This window comes from Streptomyces sp. NPDC102467 (genome assembly GCF_044765445.1).
GTDB lineage: Bacteria > Actinomycetota > Actinomycetes > Streptomycetales > Streptomycetaceae > Streptomyces.
On record NZ_JBIWKA010000022.1, the window covers coordinates 19,563 to 43,409 of the forward strand.

16 protein-coding genes, 1 tRNA gene and 1 pseudogene are annotated in these 23,847 nt (G+C 68.9%); 9 read left to right on the plus strand and 9 right to left on the minus strand.

The window, feature by feature from the left end:
• Positions 1-2: 2 nt before the first annotated feature.
• The 7 genes and pseudogenes from ACIREE_RS36285 to ACIREE_RS36315 all read right to left on the minus strand — a co-directional run bounded on the left by ACIREE_RS36285 (position 3) and on the right by ACIREE_RS36315 (position 10,499).
• The gene (locus tag ACIREE_RS36285; RefSeq protein WP_404162238.1) at positions 3-2,093 is read right to left on the minus strand and encodes a PQQ-binding-like beta-propeller repeat protein; all 2,091 of its coding nucleotides are present in this window, start codon (positions 2,091-2,093) and stop codon (positions 3-5) included.
• Between the two features lie 44 nt (positions 2,094-2,137).
• A complete protein-coding gene (locus ACIREE_RS36290) occupies positions 2,138-4,363 on the minus strand; it encodes a protein kinase (RefSeq protein ID WP_404162241.1) in 2,226 nt (741 codons plus the stop codon).
• A 1,202-nt stretch (positions 4,364-5,565) separates the two neighbouring features.
• Positions 5,566-6,234, minus strand: a complete 669-nt coding sequence (locus ACIREE_RS36295) for a hypothetical protein (protein WP_404162244.1) — start codon at positions 6,232-6,234, stop codon at positions 5,566-5,568.
• A 789-nt stretch (positions 6,235-7,023) separates the two neighbouring features.
• Positions 7,024-9,324, minus strand: a complete 2,301-nt coding sequence (locus tag ACIREE_RS36300) for a hypothetical protein (protein WP_404162247.1) — start codon at positions 9,322-9,324, stop codon at positions 7,024-7,026.
• Positions 9,324-9,829: pseudogene (locus ACIREE_RS36305) on the minus strand (hypothetical protein). The gene ACIREE_RS36300 and the pseudogene ACIREE_RS36305 overlap by 1 nt, the downstream one beginning before the upstream one ends.
• Positions 9,830-10,071: 242 nt before the next feature.
• Entirely contained in the window at positions 10,072-10,374 is a 303-nt protein-coding gene (locus ACIREE_RS36310; protein ID WP_404162535.1) for a DUF664 domain-containing protein, read from the minus strand.
• Positions 10,293-10,499, minus strand: coding sequence for a DUF664 domain-containing protein (locus ACIREE_RS36315; protein ID WP_404162250.1), 207 nt, complete (start codon positions 10,497-10,499; stop codon positions 10,293-10,295). Before ACIREE_RS36315 ends, ACIREE_RS36310 begins: the two co-directional genes overlap by 82 nt.
• Positions 10,500-10,589: 90 nt before the next feature.
• On the opposite strand from ACIREE_RS36315, the gene ACIREE_RS36320 reads away from it, so the two are divergent.
• Positions 10,590-10,781: a hypothetical protein gene (locus ACIREE_RS36320; RefSeq protein ID WP_404162253.1), complete on the plus strand. Its 192-nt coding sequence runs from the start codon at positions 10,590-10,592 to the stop codon at positions 10,779-10,781.
• Positions 10,782-10,858: 77 nt separating this feature from the next.
• On the opposite strand, the gene ACIREE_RS36325 is transcribed toward ACIREE_RS36320, so the two are convergent.
• Positions 10,859-10,930, minus strand: a tRNA-Cys gene (locus tag ACIREE_RS36325).
• Between the two features lie 195 nt (positions 10,931-11,125).
• Between ACIREE_RS36325 and ACIREE_RS36330 the strand changes: the two genes are divergently transcribed.
• The 5 genes from ACIREE_RS36330 to dapE all read left to right on the plus strand — a co-directional run bounded on the left by ACIREE_RS36330 (position 11,126) and on the right by dapE (position 18,756).
• Positions 11,126-12,568: an MFS transporter gene (locus ACIREE_RS36330; RefSeq protein WP_404162537.1), complete on the plus strand. Its 1,443-nt coding sequence runs from the start codon at positions 11,126-11,128 to the stop codon at positions 12,566-12,568.
• 733 nt (positions 12,569-13,301) lie between these two features.
• The gene (locus tag ACIREE_RS36335) at positions 13,302-15,098 is read left to right on the plus strand and encodes a DEAD/DEAH box helicase (RefSeq protein ID WP_404162256.1); all 1,797 of its coding nucleotides are present in this window, start codon (positions 13,302-13,304) and stop codon (positions 15,096-15,098) included.
• A gap of 359 nt (positions 15,099-15,457) precedes the next feature.
• Positions 15,458-16,099: an IclR family transcriptional regulator gene (locus tag ACIREE_RS36340; protein WP_404162258.1), complete on the plus strand. Its 642-nt coding sequence runs from the start codon at positions 15,458-15,460 to the stop codon at positions 16,097-16,099.
• A 150-nt stretch (positions 16,100-16,249) separates the two neighbouring features.
• A complete protein-coding gene (locus ACIREE_RS36345; protein ID WP_404162540.1) occupies positions 16,250-17,650 on the plus strand; it encodes an amino acid permease in 1,401 nt (466 codons plus the stop codon).
• On the plus strand, positions 17,647-18,756 hold the full coding sequence (gene dapE, locus ACIREE_RS36350) for a succinyl-diaminopimelate desuccinylase (RefSeq protein ID WP_404162261.1): 1,110 nt from the start codon (positions 17,647-17,649) through the stop codon (positions 18,754-18,756). Before ACIREE_RS36345 ends, dapE begins: the two co-directional genes overlap by 4 nt.
• A 215-nt stretch (positions 18,757-18,971) precedes the next feature.
• Here dapE and ACIREE_RS36355 read toward each other — a convergent pair whose 3' ends face one another.
• On the minus strand, positions 18,972-20,558 hold the full coding sequence (locus ACIREE_RS36355) for a PucR family transcriptional regulator (RefSeq protein ID WP_404162263.1): 1,587 nt from the start codon (positions 20,556-20,558) through the stop codon (positions 18,972-18,974).
• Positions 20,559-20,672: 114 nt separating this feature from the next.
• On the opposite strand from ACIREE_RS36355, the gene ACIREE_RS36360 reads away from it, so the two are divergent.
• From ACIREE_RS36360 to ACIREE_RS36370, 3 genes are all read left to right on the plus strand, one after another.
• Positions 20,673-21,521 carry a chorismate synthase gene (locus ACIREE_RS36360; protein ID WP_404162266.1) on the plus strand — a complete coding sequence of 283 codons (849 nt, stop codon included), beginning with the start codon at positions 20,673-20,675 and terminating at the stop codon, positions 21,519-21,521.
• Positions 21,518-22,630, plus strand: coding sequence for an o-succinylbenzoate synthase (gene menC / locus ACIREE_RS36365; protein ID WP_404162267.1), 1,113 nt, complete (start codon positions 21,518-21,520; stop codon positions 22,628-22,630). The genes ACIREE_RS36360 and menC overlap by 4 nt, the downstream gene beginning before the upstream one ends.
• A gap of 391 nt (positions 22,631-23,021) precedes the next feature.
• Positions 23,022-23,825: a S16 family serine protease gene (locus ACIREE_RS36370; protein WP_404162270.1), complete on the plus strand. Its 804-nt coding sequence runs from the start codon at positions 23,022-23,024 to the stop codon at positions 23,823-23,825.
• Positions 23,826-23,847: the final 22 nt, after the last annotated feature.

The window sequence follows — 23,847 nt, forward strand, 5'->3', positions numbered from 1 at the left end:
TGTCAGAACACAGGGAGGGCCGTCACGAGGCTGTCGCTGAGCACGAAGACGCGGTTGCTGTCCGCCGCGAGCGCGTAGTAATCGCTCTTGGGGAGGTTGTACGACCAGGCCTCGTCGCCGTTGTCCGCGCGCATTGTTCGTACGGTGCCTTGACGCGCCGCCGAATTGACCTGGCTCGTATACGCCCAGACGCCGCCCCCCTGTCGCAGCGTCGGGCTGTAGTAGCTGCCCCCGCCCGCCGCGGACCAGATCTCCTTGCCGTCCTTCGTGCGCAGGCAGACCGTCCGGTCGCCAGATTGGACAAAGAGCGAGTCTCCGGACACCGACGGCGGCCCCCAAGCCCTCGCCCCCAAGTGGTACGTCTCGTGATCGATGGTCCACAACTCCTTGCCGTCGCCCACCCGGCGGGCGGACAGGGTCGGGCCGCCAACGTAGAGCACACCGTTGTCGACGACCGGATACTGGGCGAGCTGCGTCTTCTGCGGAAAGCCCCACACCGGATGCCCGTCGGCCGTGGAAAGGGTCAGTAGCGCGCCACCTTCCAGAGCCAGCACCAGAAGGTCTTTCCCCAGGGCGGCGGGGCGTTGCACGGTGCTCCGGTACCCGGCAGGCGGCCGGACCGTCCAGCGGATCTTCGCGTCGAAACGGCCGATGGCACGGATGCGTTTGTCCTTGGTGACCACGTAGACGGCGTCGTCGTCCGCCGCGAGCAGCGACACCGCTTGTGCGGCCGCGCAGGTCCACTTGGACCGGCCGGTGGAGGCGACAAACGTGTGCAGCGCACCGCTCGAGTCCCCAGTGGCGATCAACTGGTCGGACAGAGAGAGGAATCCGGCCTTGGCCTCCGCGCTGCGAGCGCCCCACCGCCGCTTGCCGTTGGTCACGTCCAGGGCGACGATCCCTCCCGACAGAGCCGCGAAGACCACGACATCGCGCACGGGCAGGAGCCCTGATCCGCTGGCGTCCGCCACATTGCTCACCTTCCACAGAGCGGCGGGGCTGTCGCCCGCACCGGTGGCGAGCCGTGCCTGCGGCGTGTCGACCGCTGGTGGGGCGTAGAAGGGGTCTGCCTGCTGTTCCCGCTCGTCCGCTTGGCGCGCGGTCAGCCACCAGGCCGTGCCGCCACCCGCCACGAGGAGGGAACCGCCGACGGCGACGCCTGTGATGAGTCGTCTCCGTGTGACTCCGGGCGCGGCGACTGCCGTGATCTGCGTCGTCAACCGGTGTGCGATGCGCTCACGTTCTTTGATGTCCTGCGCCACGGCCCCGGATTTCCATACCCGGCGGGCCCTTTGAGGCGTTCCGAACGCTTGGATGATCTGCGCCGGAGACGGGCGCCAGGCGGGGTCCTTGGCAAGGCACGGCATCAGCAGAGCCCGGAATTGCGGCGGTACGGAGTCAAGTCGGGGTGTGCCGTGCACTACTTCGTACTGCACGGCGGCCACATGCCCGCCACTGAAAGCCCGTTGACCCCTGGCGGCGTAGACCAGGACCGCGCCCAGCGAGAAGACGTCGGCGGCCGGGGTGACACGCAACCCGAGGACCTGTTCCGGCGCACCGTAGCCAGGAGTGACCGGGACTTGCCCTGTAGCGGTGAGCGTGAGGCCGTGTTCTGGCCTGGCGATGCCGAAGTCGATGATGCGCGGACCGCCGGAGGTCAGCACGATGTTCTGTGGTTTCAGATCACGATGGATAAATCCTGCGGCATGGATGTCCGCGAGAGTGCGGGCCAGAGTTGACCCGAGGGTGCGCAGCGCGGGCTCGTCGAACGGACCGTGCTCCTCGACGGCCTGGTCCAAGGTCGGCCCGGCGAGGAACTCCGTCGCGATCCACGGGCGTCCCCCCTCGGTGTGCGCACCGACGACGGCGGCGATCCCCGGACTGGTCACGGCTTGTGCGGCCAGTGCCTCGCGCAGGAAACGCCGGGCGAGGTGACTGTCATGTGCGAGGTCGGGATGCAGCACCTTGACGGCCGCCAGAGTGCCTGCGTCCTCCTGACCGACGTAGACCTTGCCCATGCCGCCTTCGCCCAGAAGGCTCAGGATCCGGTAGGGGCCGAGTCGGATCGGATCGCCGGTACCTAGGGGCTTCATGAAGTCGTCTTTCTACGTGGGGACCGGAGGAAGCGGCGGGCGCGTCAGCTGAAGGGGAACGCAGCGACCGTTCGGGAGTCGACAGCGAGGAGTACGCCGTTCTGCTTGTCGCCGAAGAACTGGGACCCCGTCGTGACGTACGTCTGCTCCGCCTCCCGGGTGGACAGTTTCACCGCTCTGAGCATCACCCCGTTCCGGTAGTACACGTGGTCGTCGCCGCAGACTGGTCGGCAGGTGAGATGCGGATCGCCGACGGAGAATGCCTTCTCCACCCATCTGCGCCGACCGCTGTGTGGATCCAGCGCCACCATTCCGTCGGCCCGGGCGACCGCATACAGGACGCCGTCCTTGAGAGCAGGCAACCCATAGACGGGTCCGTGCCCCTTGGCCGGCTGAGACGTCCACACCTGCCCACCGTCACTCAACCGCAGAGCACGCAACTGGCCCGTGCTCACGTAGAGATGGGCGTCATCCGCCGTCACCCCTTCGCAAAGGGTGTCCGGGTCCTCAACCGTGTACGGCTTCTGCCAGTGGATCTCGCCTGTACGGGTGTCGCGTACGACGATCCGGACGCTCTGCTCCTCGGGCTCCTGGAACGTCACGAGACGAGCGCCGACAACTTTGGCAGCGAGGAAGTGGAGTCGCTTGCTCTTGTCGGGACGCGACGGCAGCGGCTGGGTCCACAGAGTTCTGCCGGACCTGGCGTCCACGGCGCGCAGCGTCCACTTCTGACGCTCCAGGAATTCTCCGGAACCGCTCGCTGCGTCGGGGCCCTGCCCGACCGCCACATACAGAACGCCTGCGGCGACACAGAGAAGTTGGTGCCCCCTGAGCCGGCCATTGACGTCGGCGAATTTGGCGACGGTCGATCCTCCTGACGCATCGTCCGCGTCGACTGTGCGTACCGAGAGTGCCGGGGCGGAGTCCGACTCTTCGCCGGTGGCGTCGTCCGGCGCGAAGAGTCGGTACGCCTTGCCGGCGTCCACGGAGCATTGCCAGCTGTCCGTGCCGCCGAACGCCTGCCATACCTCCTCGCCACTGCGCGGGTCCACCGCGAAGGTGAGTCCCTCACACAGCAGAATCAGACCCTTGACCGTACGAGGCACGAGGGGAGCGAGGTCGAGGTCACGACCATGGCTGTCGGTGCTCTTCCACAGGGGGGAAAGCCCCGTGCTGTTCTGCTGGTTCGCTGCCGCTCCGGACCGCCCGGACTGCTTGGAAGTTCGCGAACTGGGGGTGGCGCGCCACCACCAGACCGTGCCCGCTGTGGTGGCGACACCAGCTGTCAGGCCCCCGGCGGCCAGGAACCGGCGCCGCGATCGGGTCCGGCGGGCAGGAGGAGCAGCGATTTCCTGAACGCCTGCGGGCGTGGGCAATCGTTGAGGCGCGACCTGCCAGACCTCGGTTGCCCGGCGGCCGATCTCAGCGAGCAGCGTATTCGGGAGATGCGCCGAGAATTCACCTGTGCCGTCGTGGAGGGCATGTGCCAGCTCGTCGGTCGAGGGCCGGACCCCCGGGTCCTTCCCCAGACAGCGGCCGAGGACGGAAACGAGGCCGACGGGCACGTCCGTGAGATCGGGCTGTCCGTAACGCACCCGGTACAGAAGATCCGCGGCCTGCCCCTCTCCGAACGCCCCGCGTCCTGTGGCCGCGAACACCAGCACACCCGCTAGGGCGAACACATCTCCGGCAGCGCCATGGTGCTGTCCTGTTGCCTGTTCCGGAGACATGAACGCGGGGGTCCCCACCGCGGCCCCGGCCCGGGTCAGCTGATGGTAGTCACCCATGGCGCGGGCGATCCCGAAGTCGATGACCTTCGGGCCATAGGCCGTGACCATGATGTTGGACGGTTTGAGATCGCGGTGCACGACATCGGAGAGGTGCAACTGCCGCAGGGCCCCGCACAAGGCCGCTCCCAGGACCCGAACGGACCTCTCCGGGAAGGGGCCGCCTTGGTGGACCGCGTCGTCGAGTGGCGGCCCCAGTACGTACTCCGTGGCGAGCCAGGGTGTCTCGGCGAATGGGTCCGCATCCACGACTGGCGCACCGTACCGGCCGCCGATGACACGAGCGGCATCCACTTCGAGTCGGAAGCGGGTGCGAGCGTCAGGATCAGCTGCGATACGAGCGTGCATGGTCTTCAGTGCGACCATGCGGCCCCCGGACGTGCGGCCGAGGTAGACCGTGCCCATTCCACCGCTGCCCAGGCGAGCGGTTAGCCAATAGGGGCCGATGGAGACTGGGTCGTCGTAAGCGAGAGCGGAGAGCATCTGGTGTTCTGTCAGTTCCGGGAAGGGGCGGAAGGCAACGGGGCCGCTTGCGGGGGTACTTCGGCTCTGAGTACGGCAGCCGACTGATGCGCCAGTGCTGCGACGACCGACGGCGGGAGCCAGCCCGGTCCTAGCAGCGCAGTGGCCCTGGAAGCCGCGTGCGTGACCACCGGCGATGTGGACGTCGGAGCCAGCGTCTCGAGCACCTCTGCCGGGTGGGGCCGCTCGGCGGGATCATGGGCGAGACATCGGGCGATGACCGAGCCGATGTCCCGGGGCAGTTCATGCCGCTCAGGGGTGGTCGTACCGGTGGCGGCATACGCGATCGTGGCCCCGAACGCGTACATGTCGCCCATGGGCCGTGGACGACCGCCGGCGGCCTGCTCCGGTGGCAGGCTGCCGGGATCCAGACCTGGAAGGCCTGAACGGCCTGCGCCGTCAGGCGCTGCTGCCCGTACGGCGCCGAAGCCGGTCAGACGAGGGCCGTCAACTGCGAGGAGCACTGCGGTCGGGGACAGCCCGGCCCAGGTCAGATTCGCAGCGTGGGCGAGAAGCAGAGTCTCGGCAAGGGCTGTTCCCACGGCACGGACGGTGTGCTCGGGCAGCGGGCCGCCGTGAACAGCCAGTGCTGTGGGCAACGGCAACACTGGCAGATAGGGCCGTGCACACCACCCGTCTTCACCGTGCTCGGCGAGATCCGTGGGTGGAAACCCCCAGGGGCCGGGCAGTTGCCGGGCGGCGTGGGCTTCGACCATGAACCGCTGGACGTCGGAGCCGGCACGAGGAGTGCTCACCAGGACGGTGCGAGTGCCATCCGCGGTGCGGGCAATATGACGGGCCTCGGGAAGGGTGGCCGCGGAATGCTGGTTGTCGAGCTGAATGAGTCGGATGTACGGGCCGAGGCGTCCTGAGCCCAATTCGGCGTGGCCCGCGTCCGTGCTCCGGCCCGTTCGTGGAGTTCCCATACCGACTGCTTCCCCCGACCCAGTAACGGCTGTGCCGGGAGACTACTAGAGAGGCGGGCAGCGGGGCAGGGAGGGCCTGACCACGCACGCAGGGATGCGGGCGGGAAGAACGAGGGGGAGAGCGCGGGTGCAGAGGTGGTCGCGGGCCGCCGTCCCTCATTCGGGGCGCAGCGGTGCGTGCAGCAACTGGCGATGTACGCGCACTGCCATGGCGGCAGCGGTTCGCTGTTCCTCTGCTCAGCGGGCGGGTGCGGGCACGGTGTTGGGCAAGGCGGCTTCCCTTGTGCAGCCGGCCTCCTTTGCGACGGCCCTCGCCACGGAATTGAGTACGGTCATTCGGTCCTTGCTTTCGTCGCCACCCCGGACATCTCCCGTCATCGAGTACATCTCCGCCATCACGTACTTGGCGTCACCGACATAGGCATCGGCGGAGGACGCCTTAGTCGTGCAACGGAAGAACAGCTGTGCTCCATTGGCGGTGGTGACTGCGTAGACGCCTAGCGGGTAAGTAACCGTGGCCTTAACAGATTTGGGCGATTCGGTGCCCTCGGGGTGGCTCTGGGAAGCGGAGAAATCGATGTCCAGGACCGGCTTTCCGCTGTTGTCACCCGCCTTGTAAACCGAGCACGAACTGCGCGAGGTCAACTCGTCATGAAGGTGTTTGACCGTCCGTGACACTGAGAATCGGTTGGGTTCCCCCGAGTCGTTCGTGCCAGTGAGTTCCTCGAAGCGGTCGGTGCCCGATATGCGCTCAAGAGCGGTCGCGGCGGGTGCGTCGAGTGCGCCTGCGCACATTTTGCTCGCCTGCACGCCGTCGCCCTCGTCCTTCGCCGATGAGTCGCTGCAACCACAGGCGACAACGGCCAGGACCGCAGCGCAGATCGTGCGCCGACCGACATTGATCACAGAGATCCGATGCATCCTCAGCCCTTGCTCACTTCTCGTACGTGGCGCCCACGGTAGTCGTTCTTATCGATTTCATGACCGCTTCAGTGAAACGACGGTGGTCCGTACGTCAGCTGCTGCGGCGCCACAGGTTGGCCGCATAATTCGGCGGTTTCAGGGTGCGCACTGTCGGGTGCCGCCTTGTTAGGGAGTGATTGGAAGCGTAAAAGTATCCGCTCTATTGACACTGATGCGATGTTTGAACTGCGTGAGTGTAAGACGTGATCATTCGGCGCATGGCATCAGCGTCGCGATGTTTCGAACCATACGCCTGCAGGCCGGTGAACAGGTCTTGGTCTTTATGCCTGGAGTTCTCACAGTCCTTGACTTTGCCGAACGCCTGGTAGTCGGAGTAAAGGTAGTCCCCCTCTTTCGAGGATTGATCCGGATCGTCAAGTGTTTGGCCAGATGCGAACCTCGCGGTCGTAGAACCGTCTTCCCACCACGACTGTGTGGTCACGAAAATAAGCTTCGAATCCACGTGTACGTCGCAATGGTCGGTATCCGAATCCCCCGCCCTGCGTTCGACTGTGATTTTTTGCCCGGAAGGAAGGAAGTCTCTGAGTCGACTTGCTTCAATCTTCGTACCGCACAATGACTGAGGCGTGGAGTACTCGCGATCAGAGCTATCCGTGGAACAAGCTGTGAGTGTCACCGCCAGGTACCCGATGAAGGCAAATTTGGCGAAAATCGCCGGATGGAACTTGTACTTAGGGAGCATACGTCAGATCCATTCAAAAAACTGTGGCATCAAGGGTTCGTGACGGCGCCTGGGTCTTGACCCTGCAGGATCGGGCGGGCGTTAACGTAACCTTGTTTTGCTGACTGGCTGGCCCACTTAGCCGCTTCTTCGACATCGATCTTTCCGTACCTTTCGGCGGCCAATCGAGCGGCCTGACTTGTCCTGGCGTTGTTTTCCTCCATACCCGTCTGCCAGCGATTCCCCGCATCGTCGTTTTTGTCGACATGGCCCTGAGCGTCTGCGAAGACACTTTCGAGCACGCCGCCGGTCGCGGTGCCGACGGCACCTCCTACGAGAGCTCCGGCCCATGGAGTCGCAATGAACGAGGTGCCCACGCCCGTAACCGTGCCGGCAGTACCAGAGATAAAGTTTTTGTACTGTGCAATCGATTTGTCGTAGTCGGAGTTCTTCGTAGCGGCTGGCCCCTCCACTTCTTCTTGTCGGCCGATTCCGAGGACTCCAGAAATTTCACCGGAGCTTTGAGAGATCTGCCTGACGGTCATCTCGTAATGGTCAGAGTAGCGAAGGTTCTCTGGGAGATCTGGGTTGAGGTGATAATCCATCAGTCGGGACAGGTAATCTTTTTGGGCGACTTCGACCGCTGCGTAGCCTTCAGGGTTCTGTCCCACAGCGAACAACAGTTTGCTGGTGTCCCGAGGGTCGAGATCGGCGGCGGATCCATTAGCGGGATAGAGCTTTTCGATTTCCTTCCAGGATTTCGGATCGAGCTCGGGGTTAACCCCGCTTTCTGCGCGATTGATGTCAGGTAGATACTCGGAAGCGATTTGGCCGATACTGTCCGACATGTATCCGTGGTCGGTGAGGCGTTCCGGGGTGTCTCCGACCGAGGAAACGATGGCGCTGAACAGTTTGGCTTGTGCGGCCGTGTGGGGAGCAGTGTCCAGCGTCGGCAGTTCCCCCGCTGGGTGACCTGTAGTTGCGGCCTCCAGTGCCAGCGCCAGGTTGTTCCTCCCAGTGTTGTCCTCATCGCCGTGGAAGTTGGTCTCCTCTGGCCATTCTCGTTCCTCGAAGAGGTACTGGAAATTGGTCAGAGCTACCTTCCCCTTATAGTCGTTTTCATCGTCCGAGTCTCGCTCGAAGGGGGATTCGTCCTTCGAAATGAACTCCTGATTAAAGAAGCTCGTGGCTGCGTCAGGGCTGTTGGAAATGCCCTTGAGGTAACCCGTGAGCGGGTCGCTTCCGCTGTCCTCGCCGATTCGGTTGAGGATTTGGTCCGAACCCAGGTGCTGCCAAGCCATGTTGGCGTGCTCGCCCTTGCCGGTGAGGTCGCGTTCGGTGGCCATGAGCTTGGTGCCGTAGTCCTTCATGAACTGGTCTTCGTAGTCGCCGGTTCGCATCAGGTTGCTCATGACCTGGAAGCCCATGGGGCCGCCCTTGTCGCCGTAAATGGGCTTGTCGCCAAGGTTGATGACGTTGCGACGCCAGTTGTCCATCGCGGTCGAGTCGCTCTGGGAGGCGTTGGCGAGCGTCATACCCAAGTTGCGCTGCAGGTCGTCGAGTTGGTCGCGGCGATCGTGGCCGATGTCCCAGTTCATGCCTGGGTTGTTGATTCCGGCCCAGAACTCCATGGTCTTCTTCGGGCCGAGCGTGGTGGCGAACCGTTCCGAGAAGAGGTCGTCGTTCTTGTACTTCTTCAGCCCGGCGTTGATGCGGTCGAAGTCCTTGACCGTGAGGTCCTCGGGGTCCTTCTTGGCGAGCTTGGCCAGGGCCTCGGCTTCCTTGATCGCCTCAGCCGCGTCGTCCCGGTTCTTGTAGCTCGCGTCCGAGAAGCCGATCTCGGTCTGGTCGGCAAGCGCCTTGAGAACCTTGCTCGCGGAGCTGTCGCTTTCGGCTGCCTTTTCCAGGATCTTCTGGATGTCGTCGCGCAGCGCGTTGATGTCGTCCTGGTTGTCCTTGTCCGCGTGGGCACGGGCCTCCGGCGGGATATCCGTGGTGACCGTGAAGCCGCCTTCGTACCCGATGACCTTGATGTTCTTCTTGCGGCCACGGCCCACGGCCTCCGTGAGCTGTTTCTGGTAGCCCTTCAGCTCGCCTCGGGTGTCGTCGAGGATGCTGTGGATGGTCTTGGACTGAGTGTGGGCGTCGCTGAACTCGCCGGCGGTCTTGCCGATGAACTCCTTGGTCACCTGGGAGTTCATGCCGGTCCAGTCGGCCTTGTTCGCAGCCTTGTGCAGTCCGTCTTCGGCTTGCTTCTTGAGCTTCGCCAAGTTGTCGACGAGAGTGCGCCAGTCTTCGACGGCGTCGTCGAGCGGCTTGAAATCGGCGCCGAGGAGATCGTCGAAGTTCACTATTTGTCCTTCTTCTTCTCGTCCGGCTTGCCGTAGTACGCGGGATTCGGATCGCCGGGCTTACCGACGCGTTCGTCGAAGCCCTTGTCGAGCGTGTCGATGCTGCTCATCTGCCGCTGGATGTAGTGCTCGTCCCCGGCGTGCACCTTCTTCGTGACCTGCATGTGGTTCGAGATGTGGGCGCAGGCGTCCATGAGGGACTTCAGCTGCACTTCCCATCGGTCCGCCACGTGCTGCAGGCCGGAACCCAGTGAGAAACCCTGCTGGGGGCGGCTTTGCAGCTGCTGGAGTCGGCGACTCGGGCTTTGTCCCACAAGTCGTCGTAGAGGGTCTTTGCATGACTGCCGATCTTGGTCAGGTCGGCATCCTTGACCGTGAGGTCACCCGTCTTGCCGGGGAGTGGCGGAGCGGCGCCCCCTCCACCGTCAACCTGGTTCAGCCTCATGTGCGTTGACTGCCGCTCGGCGGCGTCCGTCTTGAGCTGCTCCCATTCGTCCCATGCCATGGGCGGTACCTTCCCCCGTGTGTCCCCGTGTGTTCGGTTGCTTTCGCGACTTTCCGATGCGGTAGCTCCGGTTAAGTTAGCAATTCACTTATCAAGATCACAGAGTGAGGTGGCGATCTCACAGACAGCTGCCACGGCAGATTCCGGACGGAAGCGCGGGTTTCGTGGCGAGTGGGGTGAGGGGGCGTGGCGGGCGTCGCGGCCGGACGGGGCGTTGACGGGGCCTGGGCGGTACGGGTGGGTCAGCGTGGGGCCAGGCCCGTGTGGCCGTCCAGGAGTTCTCGGGCCGCGTCGAGGTGGCCGAGGTGGCGGGCTGTCTCTTCGATCATGTGCAGGACGATCCAGCGCAGGTCCGTGATGTCGTCTTCGATGTCCTCGCCGTGCCGGCCCAAGGGGCGTGCGTCCAGAAGCGTTGACGTCAGGAAGGTGTCGGACAGTTCGCACTGCGCGCGGTAGAAGGCCATCACCTCTGCGGGGCCCGCAGTGGTGAGTTCGGCGGACCGGGCGGGGTGGATGTTTTGCCCAGGGCCACCTCCTGGAACCAGCGGTGTTCCGCGTCGGCGAGATGGCGCACGAGGCCCAGTGGTGTCCAGCCCGACGGCAGGACCGATTGTGGCTGGGTGCGGAACTCGCGCGCGATAGGCGGACCTTCGTCGGTGGACGGAATCATCGGTGGGGCCCCGCCGGATCGCCGCTAGGTGTGAGACGTACGGTGATGAGGCATTTGCCGTTATGCGAGAGAACCCGAGAGGAACCGCACGTGGGTACATCTGGAGCTGCCGCCGAAGGGCGTGAAACCGGGGATGCGGGCGACCGGGGCGAGTTCGCCTCGCCGCCCCGCGCTTATCAGCCCGCGCCTTCCGCCGGGAAGCTGCTGCTCTTTGTGTTCGCGTTCGTCGTCTTCGCCGTGATCGTGGTCGGCGGGGGTGTCATTCTGGTCGCCGGCGGGTGATGACGTCGAAGGGGCGCCCCGCCGTAGCGGGACGCCCCTTCAGATTCGCGCAGCTCAGCGCCGTTGAGCTGCGTGAGAGGCCGTGACCGGAATCGAACCGGTGTGCTTCGCTTTGCAGGCGAATCCCTAAACCACTCGGGCACACGGCCAAGCTCGTTTCTTGCTTGTTGTGACGACCGTAGGGGCCTGCTGTCGGTGGCTCAAGGGTTTCCGGGGTGCCGCAACGCGACTGCCATACGCCGTTCATGGACGTACGACCAAGGGACCAGTCGGTCCCCGCCTCCCGACAGGGGTCAGATGGCATTACGGCCCTTACGGTGATCCGTATGGACGACGTAGATGGCATGGAAGCCGGGCTGGGTGTTGTTGCCGGGGCAGGGCCTGCCGCGCTCGTTGAGATCGAGGGTGTTCTCGGGCGTACCTATCGGGCTTTGAGTGTCGGCATCGTCACCGTTGTTCTGCTTATTGCCTTCGAGGCGACGGCTGTGGGGACCGCCATGCCCGTTGCCGCGCGGGAGTTGGATGGGGTGTCGTTGTACGCCTTCGCTTTTTCCGGGTACTTCACCACCAGCCTCTTCGGGATGGTGGCCGCCGGGCAGTGGGCCGATCGGCGGGGGCCGCTCGGGCCGCTGGCGGTCGGGATCGGTGCGTTCGCCGCGGGTCTTGTGATCGCCGGGACCGCGGGGAGCATGTGGGTGTTCGTGGCCGGGCGGGCCGTGCAGGGGCTTGGTGGCGGGCTCGTCATCGTCGCGCTGTACGTCGTCGTCAGCCGGGCCTACCCGTCGCGGTTGCGGCCCGCGATCATGGCGGCGTTCGCGGCGAGCTGGGTCGTGCCGTCGATCGTGGGGCCGTTGGCGGCCGGGGCTGTGACCGAGCAGCTGGGGTGGAGGTGGGTGTTCCTGGGGATTCCGGTGCTTGTGTTGTTGCCGCTCGGGCTGGCGCTGCCGCAGATACGGCGGCGGGCCGGCGGCGCGCCCGAAGGAACCGTCCCCACAGCCTTCGACCGGCGCCGGATCCGGCTCGCGTTCGGGATCTCGGTGGGGGCCGGGCTCATCCAGTACGCCGCGCAGGACCTGCGGCCGCTTGCTGTGGTCCCCGGCGTCGTCGGCGCCGTACTCCTCGTGCCGTCCGTGCTCGGGCTGCTGCCCCGCGGCACGTACCGGGCCGTGCGCGGGCTGCCGTCGGTGGTGCTGCTGCGCGGGGTCGCGGCGGGGTCGTTCATCGCGGCGGAGTCGTTCGTGCCGCTGATGCTGGTCACCCAGCGGGGGCTGTCGCCGACGCTCGCCGGGTTCTCACTGGCGGGGGGTGGGGCGACCTGGGCGCTGGGGTCCTGGGTGCAGTCGCGGTCCCGGTTCGAGCCGTACCGGGAGCGGCTCGTCGCCGGGGGCATGGTGCTCGTCGCCGCCGCCATCGCGGCCGCGCCGAGCGTGCTGATCGCGGCCGTGCCGGTGTGGACCGTGGCCATCGCGTGGGGGTTCGGGTGCCTGGGGATGGGGCTCGTCATCTCCTCCACCAGCGTGCTGCTGCTCCAACTGTCCGCGCCGAAGGAAGCCGGGACGAACTCCGCCGCCCTGCAGATCTCCGACGGGCTCGCCAACGTGGTGCTGCTCGCCGCCGGCGGCGCCGCGTTCGCCGCGCTCGGCGGGGGAGCGGTCGGCGCCGCCGGACACGGGGTGGCGGACGGTGCGGGCGGCTCGCACCCGGCCGCGTTCGTCGCCGTGTTCCTGCCGATGGCGGGCGTGGCGCTCGTGGGGGCGTGGGTGGGGACGCGGTTGCGGGAGAGGTAGGGAGAGGTAGAGAGAGGGGGGAGGGGGCCGCTTCGGTGGCGGTGCGGTGGGTCGGGTGCGGCCGCGTTTCTCGCCGGGCCGAGCGCAGCTGCGCTTCTTGCCGGGCCGGGCTCAGCCGCGCTGCCACCGGACCCAGCCCAGCCGTGCCTTCTCGCCGGGCCGGGCTCAGCCGTGCCTTCTCGCCGGGCCGAGCGCGCCCGCGCTTCTTGCCGGGCCGGGCTCAGCCGTGCCTCTCGTCGGGCCGAGCTCAGCCGCGCTGCCACCGGACCCAGCCCAGCCGTGCCTTCTCGCCGGGCCGAGCTCAGCCGCGCCTTCACGCCGGGCCGAGCGCGGCTGCGCTTCTTGCCGAGGCCGATCCCAGCCGCGCCTCCTCGCCGAGCCGGACCCAGCCCCGCCACGCTGCCCGCCGAGCCGAGCCGAGCCGGGCCGATCCCCGCCGCGCTCCCCGCCGAGCCGACCCCATCCGCACCCATCCGCACCCATCGCCACCCCCGCCACCCCCGCCGCATGTGCCCCCCCCGGGAGTCGCCCCCCGTGACGCCCCCGCCCCCGCCCCGGTGACACCCCCGCGACTCCCCGTGAGCGCAGGCCAGTTGATCTGTGATGCGCGTCCCACCCACCGTCCACCCGGCCTTGTCCACCGTCCCCGTCAACTCCGTCACCGGTAGGGTGGCCCGGTTGTCATACGTAGCCGTGCCGTGCCGTGCCGTCCAGCCTTGAGTTATCGGAGACCGTGACTACCACCGCCACCAACTCCTCGTCCCACCACCTCTCGCCCGCCTTCCCCGGCCGCGCCCCCTGGGGCACCGCCAACAAGCTGCGCGCCTGGCAGCAGGGGGCCATGGAGAGGTACATCCAGGAGCAGCCGCGTGACTTCCTCGCCGTCGCCACCCCGGGGGCCGGGAAGACGACGTTCGCGCTGACCCTCGCGTCATGGCTGCTGCACCATCACGTCGTGCAGCAGGTGACCGTGGTCGCGCCGACCGAGCACCTGAAGAAGCAGTGGGCCGAGGCCGCCGCGCGGATAGGGATCAAGCTGGACCCGGAGTACAGCGCGGGCCCGCTCAGCAAGGAGTACCAGGGCGTCGCCGTGACGTACGCCGGTGTCGGCGTGCGGCCCATGCTGCACCGCAACCGGTGCGAGCAGCGCAAGACCCTCGTGATCCTTGATGAGATCCACCATGCCGGTGACAGCAAGTCCTGGGGCGAGGCCTGTCTGGAGGCGTTCGAGCCGGCCACCCGCCGCCTCGCGCTGACCGGTACGCCGTTCCGCTCCGACACCAACCCCATCCCCTTCGTCCAGTACGAGGAGGGCAGGGACGGCATCCGGCGGTCCTCGGCCGACTACACGTACGGCTATGGGAGCGCGCTCGGCGACGGCGTCGTGCGGCCCGTCATCTTCCTCTCCTACAGCGGCAACATGCGCTGGCGCACCAAGGCCGGTGACGAGATCGCCGCGCGGCTCGGCGAACCCATGACCAAGGACGCCGTCAGTCAGGCCTGGCGCACTGCTCTCGACCCGCGCGGCGAGTGGATGCCGAGCGTGCTGCGCGCCGCCGACGCCCGGCTCACCGAGGTCAGGAAGGGCATCCCGGACGCAGGCGCCCTCGTCATCGCCACCGACCAGGAGTCGGCGCGCGCGTACGCGAAGCTGATCAAGGACATCACCGGTAGCAAGGCGACCGTCGTGCTCTCCGACGACACCGGCGCCTCGAAGCGGATCGACGATTTCGCGGCGAGCGAGGACCGGTGGATGGTCGCCGTGCGGATGGTCTCCGAGGGTGTCGACGTGCCCCGCCTTGCGGTCGGCGTGTATGCCACCACCATCTCGACCCCGCTGTTCTTCGCGCAGGCCGTGGGGCGTTTCGTGCGGTCCAGGCGGCGCGGCGAGACCGCGTCCGTCTTCCTGCCCACCGTCCCCGACCTGCTCGGCTTCGCCAACGAGATGGAGGTCGAGCGCGACCACGTACTCGACAAGCCGAAGAAGGAAGGGGAGGAGGACCCCTACGCCGAGTCCGAGAAGGAGATGGACGAGGCGAACAAGCAGGAGGACGAGGACACCGGCGAGCAGGAGCAGTTCTCCTTCGAGGCGCTGGAGTCCGAGGCCGTCTTCGACCGGGTCCTCTACGACGGTGCCGAGTTCGGTATGCAGGCCCGTCCCGGCAGCGAGGAGGAGCAGGACTACCTCGGTATCCCGGGGCTCCTCGAACCCGACCAGGTGCAGTTGCTCCTCCAGAAGCGCCAGGCCCGGCAGATCGCGCACAGCAAGAAGAAGCCCGACAGTGAGGCCGATCTGCTCGAACTGCCCGCCGAGCGGCGGCCCGTCGTCTCCCACAAGGAGATGATGGAGCTGCGCAAGCAGCTCAACACGATCGTCGGCGCGTACGTCCATCAGAGCGGCAAGCCGCACGGAGTGATCCACACCGAGTTGCGGCGGGTCTGCGGCGGGCCGCCGAGCGCCGAGGCGACCGGCGGGCAACTGCGGCAGCGCATCGCGAAGGTCCAGGAGTGGGCCACGCGCATGAAGTGACGGCCACGCGCATGAAGTCACGGCGTACCGGCGACCCGCATGAAGTGACATGGGTACCAAGTGCGGGCAATCGCCCATAACTCCGGCCACCGACTGACCGGATTCTGGACGGAGTCTTCCGCTCAGCGGGACGACCTCGCTACATTCCCGGCAACGCACACGCCCCGTGGCAGAGCCGCCGCGGAGCGCAGCCGGTACGCACGAAGACAGCCGAATGCAGCTGTTGGCAGATGTTGCAGCTGTATGCAGCCCAGCGCCTGATCACCGACCGGCGGCTCTGACGCGCGTCGCCCAAGGGACAGGCGGCGACAACCGCCGCGTAGGAGACCGTCGACCCTCACCACTAAGGAGTGGGCGTCGTGACCGCGGAGACCTCCCAGACGCTCGACCGGGGACTGCGCGTCCTCAAACTGCTCGCCGACACCGACCACGGGCTGACCGTGACCGAGCTGTCCAACAAACTCGGCGTCAACCGCACTGTCGTCTACCGTCTGCTCGCCACCCTGGAGCAGCACGCCCTCGTCCGCCGCGACCTGGGCGGCCGCGCCCGGGTCGGCCTCGGTGTGCTGCGCCTGGGCCGCCAGGTCCATCCGCTGGTACGCGAGGCCGCGCTGCCGGCGCTGCGCTCGCTGGCCGAGGACATAGGGGCGACGGCGCACCTGACGCTGGTCGACGGGTCGGAGGCGCTGGCCGTGGCCGTCGTCGAACCGACCTGGACCGACTACCACGTGGCGTACCGGACCGGGTTCCGGCATCCGCTGGACAAGGGCGCCGCGGGCCGCGCGATCCTCGCCTCCCGGCGGGGCCTGCTGCCCGAACCCGGTTACACCCTCACCCACGGCGAACTGGAGGCGGGCGCGAGCGGCGCCGCGGCTCCTCTCCTCGGGGTGACCGGTCTGGAGGGCAGCGTCGGCGTGGTGATGCTGGCGGACGCCGTGCCCGAACGGGTCGGGCCGCGGGTCATGGATGCCGCCCGGGAAGTGGCGGACGCGCTGCGCTGACCTGCGGGAAATCCATGTGAGCGGGCGTTTTGGCCGGTTGGCCAAAGCGCCCGCCCGCTTTCTGGCGGATCTCCCCACCCCCGCCCTGCCCGCGCTCAGCATCATCGGGGCGACAACCGGTGCAGGGGTGAGGAGAGCGTTGCCTTGGACGTGCAGAGACTGACCAGGCGCCAGGACGTGGCGGCCGCCGCGGCCGCGGGCAGCGCGCTGCGGCGCACCATGGGCATGTGGCAGCTGGCCCTGCTGTCGGTCGGCGCCACCCTCGGCACCGGCATCTTCGTCGTCCTCGGCGAGGCGGTGCCCGAGGCCGGGCCCGCGATCGTCGTCTCCTTCGTTCTCGCCGGAGTGACCGCCCTCTTCTCGGCGCTGTCGTACGCCGAGCTCGCGGGCATGATCCCCGGCTCCGGATCCTCGTACAGCTACGCGTACGCGACACTCGGCGAACTCGTCGCCTGGGTGTGCGGCTGGTGTCTGATCCTGGAGTACGGGGTGTCGGTCGCCGCCGTCGCGGTCGGTTGGGGCCAGTACGTCAACGAGCTGCTCGACCTGACCGTGGGCGTCACCCTGCCGGACACGTTCAGCGCGCCGCCCGGCGCCGGCGGTGTCCTCAACATTCCGGCCGCCGCGATCGTCGTCCTCGCCATGGTGGTGCTGCTGCGCGGGGCGAAGGAGAGCGCCGTCGCCAACGTCGTCATGGTCGCGATCAAGGTCGCCGCCCTGGTGATGTTCTGCGCGGTCGCCTTCACCGCGTTCCGCGCGGGCAACTTCCGGCCGCTGTTCCCGCTCGGCGCCGCCGGGATGAGCGCGGGCGCGGCCTCGCTCTTCTTCTCCTACATCGGCTTCGACGCCGCCTCCACGGCAGGCGAGGAGGCGAAGAACCCGCAGCGCGACCTGCCGCGCGCGATCATCCTCTCCCTCGTCCTGGTCACGGCGTTGTACGTGCTCGTGGCGGTGGCGGCGCTCGGCGCGATGCCGTGGCACGACTTCGCGGGGACGGAGGCGACACTGAGCCAGGTTCTCGTACGGGCCGTCGGCGGCGGCAGCCTCTGGCCGATCCTGCTGTCGGTCGGCGCGGTCGTCGCGACGACGAGCGTCGTCCTCACCGTGCAGTACGGGCAGATCCGCATCCTGTTCGCGATGTCGCGGGACGGACTGGTGCCGCCCGTCTTCTCGCGGGTGCACGCCAAGAGCGGGGTGCCGCGCGTGAACACGGTCATCGTCTCGTCGTTCATCGCCGTGCTCGCCGCCCTCGTGCCGCTGGGCAGCCTGGCCGACGCCACCAGTATCGGCACGCTGTTCGCGTTCGCCCTCGTCAACATCGCGGTGATCCTGCTGCGCCGCCGCAACCCCGACGCGCCCCGCAGCTTCCGGGTGCCGTGGTCGCCGGTGGTGCCGCTGCTCGGTGTGGCGTGCTGCGTGTACATGCTGTTCAGCCTCGGTACGGACACCTGGGTGGCGTTCGGCGCGTGGATGGCGGCCGGGCTCGTCCTCTACCGGCTGTACGGAATCAAGCACTCGAAGCTCAACAACCCGGAAGGCAGGCCTTCGTGAACGCCGCCGCCCTCGACCTCACCGCCGCCCTCGACCTCACCGCCGACGTCGTCGAACTCGCCCGCGCGCTCGTCGACATCCCCTCCGAGAGCGGCGCCGAGGGACCCCTCGCCGACGCCGTCGAGACGGCCCTCGCCGCCCTGCCCCACCTGAGCGTCGACCGCGTCGGCAACTCCGTCGTCGCCCGCACCACCCTCGGCCGCCCCGAGCGCGTGATCATCGCGGGACACCTCGACACCGTGCCCGCCGCGGCCAACCTGCCCGCGCGCCTCGACGGCGGACTCCTCCACGGGCTCGGCGCCTGCGACATGAAGGGCGGCGTCGCCGTCGCCCTGCGCCTGGCCGCCACGCTCACCGCACCGTCCGCCCGCGACATCACGTACGTCTTCTACGAGTGCGAGGAGGTCGAGGGCGACCGCAACGGCCTGCACCGCATCGCGGCGGAGCGGCCCGAACTGCTCGCCGCCGACCTCGCGATCCTCATGGAGCCGTCCGGCGCGGGAGTGGAGGCGGGCTGCCAGGGCGTACTCAGCGCCGACATCACCGTGCGCGGCGCCCGCGCGCACACCGCCCGCGCCTGGATGGGCGTCAACGCCGCGCACCGCGCCGCGGCGGTGCTGCGGCTGCTCGACGAGCACGTCCCGGAGCGGGTGGTTATCGACGGGCTCGAGTACCGGGAAGGGCTCAGCGCCGTCGCCGTACGCGCCGGGGTCGCCGGGAACGTCGTCCCCGACACCTGTGTCATCTCCCTCAACGCCCGCTTCGCGCCCAGCCGTTCGGCGGCCCAGGCCGAGAGTTACGTCCGAGGGCTCTTCTCCGCGGAATCCCATGAGAACGCGTGCGAGTACGAGTTCGAGGTGACGGAGGTCGTGCCCGGCGCCCTGCCCGGCCTCGACCGGCCCGCCGTCGCCTCCCTGGTCCGCTTCCTCGGCGCCGAGCCGCGCCCGAAACTGGGCTGGACGGATGTCGCCCGCTTCACCGAGCTCGGGGTGCCCGCGCTGAATTTCGGACCCGGGGATCCGGCGCTCGCGCACACGGCCGGGGAGTATGTGCCGGTAGGTCAACTGGTGGAATGTGAGCGCAAGTTGGTGGCCTGGCTACGCTGAACCGTCTGCGGAGTGCCTGTTCGGTGGGCGGCTGCGGGTTGCGTCGTGGCTGGTCGCGCAGTTCCCCGCGCCCCTGAAATGCAGGCGCTTCGCGCCGCATTTCCCCGATGAAGGCTGAGCGGCGAAGCCGCTCGCCTTCAGGGGCGCGAGGAACTGCGCGCAGCAGGACCACCGGTCCGCAGCCGCCCACCGAACAGGCACCCGTCAGAAGGGCCCTAGGCGGATCCCGCCCCAGCAAGCCGCGCCTCCAGCCACAACACCAACCGCTCGTCCGGGTCGTCGAGATCCAGGCCCACCTGTTCCCGCGCCTGCCGAAGGCGGTACCGGCACGTGTTCGGATGGACGGCGAGATTCTTCGCCGCGCCCGCCATGTCGCACCCGGCATCCAGCCACGCCAGCACCGTACGCGCGTACTCCGTACCGTGCGCGGCGTCGTACGCCAGCACCCGCACCCACGTCCCGTCCGACGTCAACTCCCTTCGCGCGCCCACGAGTTCGTCGAGCCGCAGCAGGGTGACCCGGGCCCGTACGTCGTCCACGACCGCGACGGGGCGTTCCTCGTCGAGGCACCTGAGCACCAGATCGGCGTCGTCCCGCGAGTCCGTGGCCCGCGCCAGGCCCGGTACCAGCACCCCGAGCCCGGCGCGCACGGGGACGCGCAGGGCGTGCCCGGCCCGCTCCACGATGTCCTGGGCCAGCCGCTTGTGGCGGGCCGCGCCGCGTTCACCGGTCGCCGGGAGCAGCGCGTACACGACGCCGTCGACGAGGACGCAGGCGTGCCGCCCGTAGCGGGCCTCGCACTGCAGGCGTACGAGGTCAAGGAGGCGCAGTGCCGTGCGCTCCACGTCGGGCGCCGCGCTCGGCCCGGCCGGGGCGAACGCCGCGACCCGCACCGGGTCCGTACCGGCGCCGAGGCCCAGGCGGTGGGCGGCGCCGGCCGCGTCGGCGGTGCCGTCCAGGACGCGGCGCAGCAGGTCGCCGCCGAGGTGGCGGGCCAGTTCCTGCGCGGCGCGGGCCCGCAGCAGCAACAGCGCGGCGGTGGAGGCGCCCTGGGTCAGGGCCCGCTCGGCATCGGCGGCGAGGGTGCCTTCGTCGACGACCCACAGCGAGCCGAGCGTCTCGCCGCCCGCGCGCACGGCGACGGCGAGCCGGGGCAGGTTCTCGGCGTCGAGCGCGGGCAGCCGCAGCGGCGCCTTTGCGGCGAACAGGGTGCGGTACTGCTCCGCGTTCTCGGGACTGTCGGGCACCTGGAGGCCGAGGATGCCCTGGCGGCGGTCCTCGTCGACGATCTGCCCCGGCACGGTCGAGTAGGCGAGGATGCGCTGGCGCGGGTCCTCGACGGCGGTGGCCCCGCCGACCGCCGCGGCGATCGCGTCGGCCAGCGCGAACAGGTCGCCGGACGCGGTGGGCGCGGTCCCGGCGCCGGCCGCGGAGGACAGCAGCAGGTGCACGCGGTGCCAGGCGGCGTCGTCGTCGACCGCGAGCAGCGCGATCCCGGCCCGCTCGGCCGCCGCCACGGGGTGGTGCCGCTCGGCGCCGCCCCGCACGACCACGGCCGCCATGCCCGCGTCGGCGGCGGCGTGCACCAGCGGGGCCGCGGCCTCGGCGCGGACACCGACCGCGAGGAGGACGGCGCCGGGCGCCTGGGGCAGCGGGGCCTCGGCGTCGTACAGCAGCACCTCACCGACCGACACGGCGAGCCCGGCGGGCGCGACGATGGCCCGCACGGACGAGCCGCCGAGCACATCGAGCAGATCACTGAGGGTGGGAGCGGGGTGGTGGCTGAGGTGAGGGCTGTCCATGGGGGGCCTTTCCGGCGGGGAGCAGCCTCCGTTTGGCCGATCGCCAAACGACCTTAAGTACCTGTTGTGCCGACGGACAACCCGGGCCCCTGCCCGCCCGCCGAGACTCAAGGCATGACCGGAGCACCCGCAGCACCCGCAGCACCTGAAGTACTCGCAGCACCCGCAGTACGTGATCGTGCCGCCGCGGCCGCGCACGCGGCCGGCGTCACCGTCCGCACCGCCCACGACGTGTCCGGCATCGCGGCCGTCGCCGACTTCTTCAGCGACGTCTGGCAGACCCCGCGCAGCACCCCGCCCTACCCGGCCGAGGTGCTGCACAGCCTGGTGCACGCGGGCGGCGCCGTGCACGCCGCGTACACGGACGCGGGCGAGCTGCGCGGGGCGGCCGCCGCTGTGTTCGGTCAGCCCGCGGCATCCGACGTGTACTCGTTCGTGGCCGCCGCCGGTACCAGCGACCGGGGCGTCGGGCTCGCCGTGAAGCAGGGCCAGCGGGTGTGGGCGCTGGAACGCGGGGCGCGCACCATGCGCTGGACGTTCGACCCGCTGGTCGGCCGCAACGCCCGCTTCAACCTGGTCAAGCTGGGCGCCACCGGCACCGAGTACCTCGTCGACTTCTACGGGCCCATGGCCGACGGAGTGAACGACGGCGACGAGAGCGACCGGCTCACCGTCACCTGGGACCTGGCCCGCGACGACCGCACGGCAGAGCCCGCCGTCCCCGCCGGCACCGTTCTCGAAACCGCCCCCGACGGCGACCCGCTCGTGCTCGGTGCGGACGGTGTCCTGCACTGCCGCGTCCCCGGCGACATCGTGCGGCTGCGCGCCGCCGACCCCGCGCTCGCGCTGCGCTGGCGCCACGCCGTCCGCTCCGTGTTCACGGACGCCTTCGCCGACGGGTACGCCGCCACCGCCATGTCCCGCGACGGCTGGTACACCCTGACCGAGGAGAAGCAGGCATGAGGCTCGACCACGTAGAACTGCTGCATGTCGCCATCCCGCTGGTCACCCCGTTCCGTACGTCGTTCGGCACGATGACGACCAAGGACACCTTCCTGCTGCACGTCGTCACCGACGAGGCGGAGGGCTGGTCGGAGTTCGCCGCCGACCCGGAGCCGCTGTACTGCTCCGAGTTCGTCTCCGGCGCCGAGACCGTGATCCGCGACTTCCTGCTGCCGCGCGTCGCCGCCCTGCCCGAACTGACGACGGCGGCGCTCGCGCCCGCGATGGCCAAGATCAAGGGGCACGAGCTGGCCAAGGCCGCGCTGGAGACGGCTGTCCTCGACGCCGAGCTGCGCGCCCACCGCATGTCGCTGGCCACCTACCTCGGTGCCGTACGCGACCGGGTGCCCGCCGGGGTCTCCGTCGGCATCAAGGACTCGGTCCCCGAGCTCCTCGACGACGTCGAGCGCTATCTCGCCGAGGGGTACATCCGGATCAAGCTGAAGATCGAACCCGGCTGGGACGTGGCGCCCGTAGCGGCCGTACGCGAACGGTTCGGGGCGGACCTCCCCCTCCAGGTCGACGCCAACACGGCCTACACGCTCGCCGACGCCGAGCATCTGCGGCGGCTCGACGCGTTCGGGCTGCTGCTCATCGAGGAGCCCCTCGAAGAGAACAACCTGCACGCCCACGCCCTCCTCCAGCAGCGCATCGCCACCCCCGTCTGCCTCGACGAGTCGCTGCACAACGCCCGCGACACGGCGTCCGCCATCGCCATGGACGCGTGCCGGGTCGTCAACGTCAAGCCCGCCCGGGTCGGCGGATATCTGGAGGCGCGCCGCGTCCACGATGTCGCCTCCGCGCATGGCGTGGCCGCCTGGTGCGGGGGGATGCTGGAGACCGGGATCGGGCGGGCCCCGAACCTGGCGCTTGCCGCGTTGCCCGGTTTTACGCTGCCCGGCGACACGTCTGCTTCCAGCCGGTATTTCGCCGAGGACATCACGGAGCCGTTCGTCCTGGCGGACGGCCATCTGCCCGTGCCTTCGGGGCCCGGCATCGGGGTCGCCCCGCTGCCGGATGTGTTGCGCCGGTTCACCACTGCGCGGCTGAGTCTGTACGTCGCGCCGTAGTCCGTCCGGTTGCGTGGCGACCGCGGGCCGGTGGGGGCTGGTCGCGCAGTTCCCCGCGCCCCTGAGATGCGCACTGCGTGCGCCATCTCAGAGGGCGCACGCGCGTGCGCCCCATGGGGCTGCGGCGGAGCCGCATGCTCCAGGGGCGCGGGGAACTGCGCGAGAAGTCCCCACCGGCCCGCGGGCGGAGCCGCAGGCCTCAGGGGCGCGGGGAACTGCGCGAGAAGTCCCCACCGGCCCGCACCCGACGATCAAGCGCAACCGAACCCGGCCCACGCGAAGCCGCCCCGCGCGCAAAACCCTGGCCCACGCGAAGCCGCCCCGCGCGCAAAACCCTGGCCCACGCGAAGGCGCCCCCCGCGCAAAACCCCGGCCGCGTTAGATTGGGCCCGTGCTCAACCGCCTCAGCCGCCCCGCTGCCCTAGCCCTCTGCGCGCTCCCGGTCATCGCGTTGCTCGCGGTCGCCGGGTTCGCCCCGCTGCCGTTCTCGGTGGCGCAGCCAGGGCCCACGACGAACGTGCTCGGTGAGGACGACGGCAAGGCCGTCATCAAGATCACCGGCGCCCCCACCCGGGACACCCGCGGAGCGCTGCGCGCGGTGACCATCGTGGCGACAGGGCCCGATGCGTCGGTGCATTTCGGTGACGTGCTCGACGGCTGGTTCGCGGAGAATCAGGCGATCATGCCGCGGGACTCCGTCTACCCGGCGGGGAACTCCACGAAGGAGATCGAGGCGCACAACAAGGACGAGATGAAGGGCTCCCAGGACGCCGCCACCGAGGCCGCCCTGGCCTACCTGGCCGACGAGGGCCAGGACGGCACGGACAAGGTCCGGGTCACTCTTCAGCTCGGCGACGTCGGCGGCCCCAGCGCCGGTCTGCTCTTCTCGCTCGGCATCATCGACATGCTGGACGGCGACGGCAGCGGCGGCGAGCTGACCGGCGGGAAGTCGATCGCGGGCACCGGCACCATCGACGACGACGGCAAGGTGGGCGCGGTCGGCGGGGTCTCGCTGAAGGTGCAGGCCGCCGACCGTGACGGCGCCACGGTCTTCCTCGTACCGAAGGCGGAGTGCGCGGACGCGAAGGCGTCGGCGCCGAAGTCGATGCGGCTGATCCCGGTGAGCACGCTCAAGGGCGCGGTCACCGCTCTGACGGACCTGGAGAAGGACTTCGGCTCCGTCCCCAAGTGCTGAGCCGCACGCCGTAACGCGCGGC